This is a genomic window from Pedobacter sp. 01T416_2 (genome assembly GCF_056398925.1).
The window spans coordinates 1-1,003 of sequence record NZ_JBFTQI010001231.1 but is presented as its reverse complement, the minus strand read 5'-3'; the positions used below and the strand labels follow the sequence as shown (position 1 = coordinate 1,003).

The 1,003-nt window shown below is 37.3% G+C and carries 1 protein-coding gene; it reads left to right on the top strand.

Translation table 11 applies throughout. The annotated features are described in order from the left end of the window. Positions 1-1,003: BamA/TamA family outer membrane protein (locus AC1DPQ_RS28760; RefSeq protein ID WP_477611717.1), on the top strand; the 1,003-nt coding region annotated here is incomplete at both ends.

The following is a 1,003-nucleotide window of genomic DNA, read 5'->3' as shown; positions in this document are numbered from 1 at the left end:
AAAGAAATCAGGGTGTACATGCACAATGGTAACGACAGCTTGATCCTGAACAATAAAAAATCGAATATTAAATTGCGGATTATCGGTGGCAAGGGTACTAAAGTTTACGATTTTGCAAATAGCAACGGATCTGTAAAGTTATATGGTAGAACGGATAAGGCAACTTATAATGGAGAGGATGCCAGTAAAATCAGAAAAATTATTTCTAATGATACCTCGAACTTCAGTTATATACCAAAAGATATGTATCGTCGTAATTCGTGGCTGTTAAATGCAGGTTACAATCAAGATGATGGCCTTTTATTAGGTTTGATCTACAAACAAACTAATCCTGGTTTCAGGAAACAGCCTTATGGAAATTCGCAGACTATTTCTTTTTTACATTCATTCTCCACAAAAGCTTTTAGGTTTAACTATAAAGGAGAGTGGTTAAAAGCTTTAGGTAAGGCTGATTTTGTGTTAAAAGCCGATGCTTTCGCACCAAATAACACACAGAATTTCTTTGGTTTAGGAAATGAAACAAGTTTTGAGGAGCATGGCGATGATGATGATAACATCAGGTACTACCGCACACGTTTCAACCTTTACCAGGTTGATGCTTCAATTAGGTGGCGCCGCCCTAAATCTACTTTTAGCGTCGGACCGTCGTGGCAATACTATAAATATAATCAGGAAGATAACCAAGGGCGTTTTATCGAAAATCCATCAAAATTGCATTCGTCCGATTCGCTTACGGTACGAAACGAAAAGATGTTTGCAGGTGCATTTGTAAATTTCACCAACAATACCCGCGATAATGATTTGTTACCAACTTTGGGCAGTTATGTTGATTTTAAACTTTTGGGTTATAAAGGCGTTAACAAATACTCAAATTCTTACGGACAGTTTACGGCCAGTATAGCTTTGTACAAAAACCTTGATGGCAGAAAAAACTTCATTTTGGCAGATCGTTTTGGTGGAGGGGTAACTATTGGTAAACCAGCTTTTTATCAGGCCTTATATC